This is a genomic window from Lacihabitans sp. LS3-19 (genome assembly GCF_024343575.1).
GTDB lineage: Bacteria > Bacteroidota > Bacteroidia > Cytophagales > Spirosomataceae > Leadbetterella.
This window is the reverse complement of record NZ_RJUA01000033.1, coordinates 1-4,532: the sequence shown is the minus strand read 5'-3', so window position 1 is coordinate 4,532 and position 4,532 is coordinate 1. Positions and strand designations below refer to the sequence as shown.

Annotated in this window: 5 protein-coding genes; all 5 read left to right on the top strand. The window is 35.0% G+C overall.

Annotation, left to right across the window (positions count from 1 at the left end; genetic code table 11):
- Window positions 1-541: 541 nt before the first annotated feature.
- On the top strand, window positions 542-1,078 hold the full coding sequence (locus tag EGI22_RS14965) for a hypothetical protein (protein ID WP_255069275.1): 537 nt from the start codon (window positions 542-544) through the stop codon (window positions 1,076-1,078).
- Between the two features lie 20 nt (window positions 1,079-1,098).
- Window positions 1,099-1,623: a phage tail protein gene (locus tag EGI22_RS14960; RefSeq protein ID WP_255069274.1), complete on the top strand. Its 525-nt coding sequence runs from the start codon at window positions 1,099-1,101 to the stop codon at window positions 1,621-1,623.
- Between the two features lie 35 nt (window positions 1,624-1,658).
- Window positions 1,659-2,183, top strand: a complete 525-nt coding sequence (locus EGI22_RS14955) for a phage tail protein (RefSeq protein ID WP_255069273.1) — start codon at window positions 1,659-1,661, stop codon at window positions 2,181-2,183.
- A gap of 35 nt (window positions 2,184-2,218) precedes the next feature.
- Window positions 2,219-2,743: a phage tail protein gene (locus EGI22_RS14950; RefSeq protein ID WP_255069272.1), complete on the top strand. Its 525-nt coding sequence runs from the start codon at window positions 2,219-2,221 to the stop codon at window positions 2,741-2,743.
- Window positions 2,744-2,915: 172 nt separating this feature from the next.
- On the top strand, window positions 2,916-4,532 hold a 1,617-nt coding region (locus EGI22_RS14945; RefSeq protein ID WP_255069271.1), incomplete at its 3' end, for a Calx-beta domain-containing protein.

Sequence of the window (4,532 nt, the reverse complement as noted above, 5' to 3'; positions counted from 1 at the left end):
CCATGGACTGTCTTGTTAAAGGGTTGATTTAAAGTGGTTTAAATTAGAAAATGAAAGTTTTTATTTTGTGAGATTGACTTCCAATTATTTTTTTGTTTATACTATTATTAGTTACTTTTAATTCAAATTCAAAAAATAGACAAGCAAATATTAGCCTCAGGCTTGAATTTTGCGTATTTTTGAATTAACAGAATAAATGGAAATAGTCATGAAACTTTCTGCATTCTGATTTAGTCTTCAAAATATTTTTTTTGTGTAGACTGAAGAAATTTTAATTAATAAAAAAGTTTTGAATTTTTAGGAATTTAGTAAAGAAGTATATTGAATCGTGATGCCTTCCTTCCAAAATAAAGACTAATACTTCAATTTGTTTTTTATTTAAAAGATTAAAAAATACTAAAACAGGTAATTTTACCCATACATAGTAAAATTGTACATTTTACTTTTGCCAATAATAATTTTTTATAATGGTATGAATAGGTAATTTATTTGAATACAAACGAAGTTTTCAAAAAGTAGATAACCATTATAAAATTTTAAAATGACAAGTAGCCGTAGAAAATTTGTAAAGAAAACAATTGCATTCACCTTAGGAATTAATGCAATATTTCATTCTAAATTGTTTGCATTGGAAGGTTCTCCTTCAAAAAATGTTTTTACCAAAGGGAATCAAAATAAGCTAAAGGTTTGGGGCTTGTTAAAAGATGAAAACCTAAAACCTTTAAGAAATGTAGAAATAGTGTTTAAACATAGTAATTCATCTAATAACGAAAACGCTTTCGAGTATTTTGGCAAGATTTTGACTGATGGATTAGGTAGATACTCTTTTATAACTGACAAGCCATTAGGGTATTTTGAAGATGGTCGCAAGAAAATGAACAGGATGTTTTTTGAAATAAAAACACCAATAGGTAAGGGATTGAAAACCAAGTTGTTTTTTGATTCATTAGGAATGACTTATGTAGATAATCATCACGTGCAAAATACAGATTTTAAATCTGGACCTGTCTTACCAAAGACAAGTTTAGAAAATGAAAATTTTGCAAATGTTGAATTTAATATTAATATAATTTTATAGCCAATTAAACAAAAAAAAGTATGGATCCTTTAATCGCAGAAATCAAATTGTTTGGAGGGAATTTTGCACCCAGAGGCTGGGCTTATTGTGATGGACAATTATTGTCAATTGCTTCAAACCAGGCATTATTTTCAATTTTGGGCACAACCTATGGAGGGGATGGCAGAACCACTTTTGCTTTGCCAGATTTAAGAGGAAGAGCACCAATAGCTCCTGGAACAGGCCCTGGATTAACTAACCATCAGCTAGGTCAACGAGGCGGTACAGAAACCAACACTTTAAATGTTACAAATTTACCGGCTCATACCCATAGCATGAATGCCTCTAATGATACCGCTTCTAGTGGTTCGCCAGCATCTAATTCATTGGGAACAGCAGCAAGAGGAGGTACTGTGCTTCCATATGCACCTGGAGCCGCGAATCAAGTAGCAATGGGCTCTACAACTGGCTCAGCTGGAGGAAATATACCTTTTAATAATATGCAGCCTTATCTTGCTTTAAATTATATTATTGCATTGGTAGGTATTTTCCCATCAAGAAATTAAGGAATTATTAAATAACATGAAAACGAAATAAAATTATGGAACCATTAATCGCGGAAATTAAATTATTTGGAGGAAATTTTGCACCCAGAGGCTGGGCATATTGTGACGGAGCATTGTTGCCTATTAGTCAATATAGTGCACTGTTTTCAATATTGGGCACTATGTATGGAGGGGATGGTAGAACCACTTTTGCTTTACCAGATTTGAGAGGTAGAGTACCAGTAGGACCTAGGCAAGGCCCAGGTTTAAGTGACTATCAGGAAGGCCAACGTGGTGGTACAGAAACAAATTCATTAACTACCAGCAATTTGCCAGCACATACCCATAGCATGAATGCCTCTAATGATACCGCTTCTGTCGGTTCGCCTGCATCTAATTCATTGGGAACAGCAGCAAGAGGAGGTACTGTGCTTCCATATGCACCTGGAGCAGCAAATCAAGTTGCAATGGGCTCTACAACTGGCTCAGTTGGAGGTAATATACCTGTAAACAATATGCAGCCTTATCTTGCTTTAAATTATATTATCGCGTTGGTGGGTATTTTTCCATCCAGAAATTAAAGAATTATTAAATAACATGAAAACGAAATAAAATTATGGACCCATTAATAGCAGAAATCAAATTGTTTGGAGGAAATTTCGCACCCAGAGGTTGGGCATATTGTGACGGAGCATTGTTAGCGATTAGTGCAAACACCGCATTGTTTTCAATTTTAGGCACAACCTACGGAGGGGATGGCGTTAACACTTTTGCTTTGCCAGATTTAAGAGGTAGAGTGCCAATAGCTCAAGGAACAGGGCCTGGATTAACTACACGTTCCCTTGGTGAAAGAGGTGGTAATGAAACTAGTTCATTAACTACAGCCAATTTGCCGGCTCATATTCATAGCATGAATGCCTCTAATGATACCGCTTCTGTCGGTTCGCCTGCATCTAATTCATTGGGAACAGCAGCAAGAGGAGGTACTGTGCTTCCATATGCACCTGGAGCTGCAAATCAAGTTGCCATGGGCTCTACAACTGGCTCAGCTGGAGGTAATATACCTGTAAACAATATGCAGCCTTATCTTGCTTTGAATTATATTATTGCGTTGGTGGGGGTTTACCCTTCGAGAAACTAAAGCCTCTATTATAAGTTGTTGATTGCCAAGGAGTATTTATTAAGATTTAATAATAAAATTACTCCTTGGTATTTATGATTTATTAAAATATATTTTTTATTAAAACTTTTTCTCACACAATAAGACTTACCAAATATTTAGCAGCAAGAATTATATCAAAAACATTAATTTTATGAAAACTATTTTTACTTTATCAATTATCAATATTAAGCTTAAAAGCTTGCTGTCTTTTTTTGTAGTCTTGTTGATTTCGATTAATACTTTTGCACAAGTTACAGCCACTGAAGACTTTGAAACAGAAACGAACAATGGTTCATTTGTTGAAAGTTCAATTAATTTTACACATACATTTAGTCTAACCACTCTAGCTCCTTATGGTTATGGCGGAAGTTCGAAATTTTTGGAGTTAATCACTAATTCGCCGGCGACCAGTAATTCTGCTAACATTGCAATAAATAATAGTTTAAACCCAGGTGCCTGTTATAAAATAAATTCATTTGCTGCTTATGTAAGTAATTCTAGTGGAGGAGCAATACCTATGAATGGTTCAATAACCGTTTCAGGCATACCTTGTGGACAGGTAAATACTTTAATGGCAAATATTACTATTAATTCTAATGGTGGTGCTCTTGGAAGCGGCCAAACTATAGATGCAAATGGTATTGTAAACGGACTTAATTTTATAGGAACACCTTTAGATGGTTTATATTTTCAAAGTCTAACTTTTAATACTGTTGATGGAGATGGCTTGGGTGGGGGAAATGGTTTGGTATATCTGGAGATTGATCATGTGAATTTCACAACGACAGTACCAGTAACTAATACTTATGCAATAGCAAATGCTAATTTTTCTGAAGGAAATGCTGGAACAACAGTAAATACCTATACTATTACAAGATCTCTTGGAACTTTGGCAGGTTCAGTTCAGATTCAATCATCAAACGGTACCGCTACTGCAGGTTCAGATTACGTGGCAGTACCATTAACTACCGTTAATTTCCCGATTGGTTCTTTGTCACAAACTGTAAATGTAACCATCAACGGAGATGTAACTTTAGAACCGAATGAAACGATTAATATGACGCTTTCTAATCCCACAGGTGGTACCATTAGCTCGGGTTCAGCAATTATTACGATTTTAAATGACGATAGTTTCATAGAAACCTTTGAGGATGAAACAAATCTCGCTAATACATTCACAGAAGGTGGCGTGAATTTCCAGAGTACTGGTAAACTGGGGATTTCAAAAACGGTCTCAGCAATTGGTTCTGGTAGTTCATTCGGCTTTTTAGATTCGAAAGCTCCGTATGCAACGGGAAATCAAGGATCAATTGAAGTGACGACTGCAGGAAAGACCTTTAAAATGTTAAGTGTAGATTTATGGTCTTCGCTCAATTCGGGAAATTCTTTTCCTGCAACTGCCTGTACAGTTACTTTTACGGGTTTAAAAGAAGATGGCATCAATACTGTTTCTCATTCGGCAAGTATATCTCCTACAGGTTTAAATGGATTTGAAACTGTTAATTTTACTGGAACTCCATTTGATAATATTCCTTTGATTAGCATTTCTTTTAGTGTTTCTGGTTCTGTAAATTATCTTGCAATAGATAACTTTAATTTTGCTCCTTCTAACATTACTACCACTCAGCTATCTATTAATGATGTTAGCCTATTGGAAGGTACTTTAGGTGGTAATACTTCAGCAGTTTTTACTGTTTCTCGTTCTAATAATAGCACTGCATTTTCTGTAAATGTAACATCTTCTAACTTAACTGCTTCGGCAGGATCT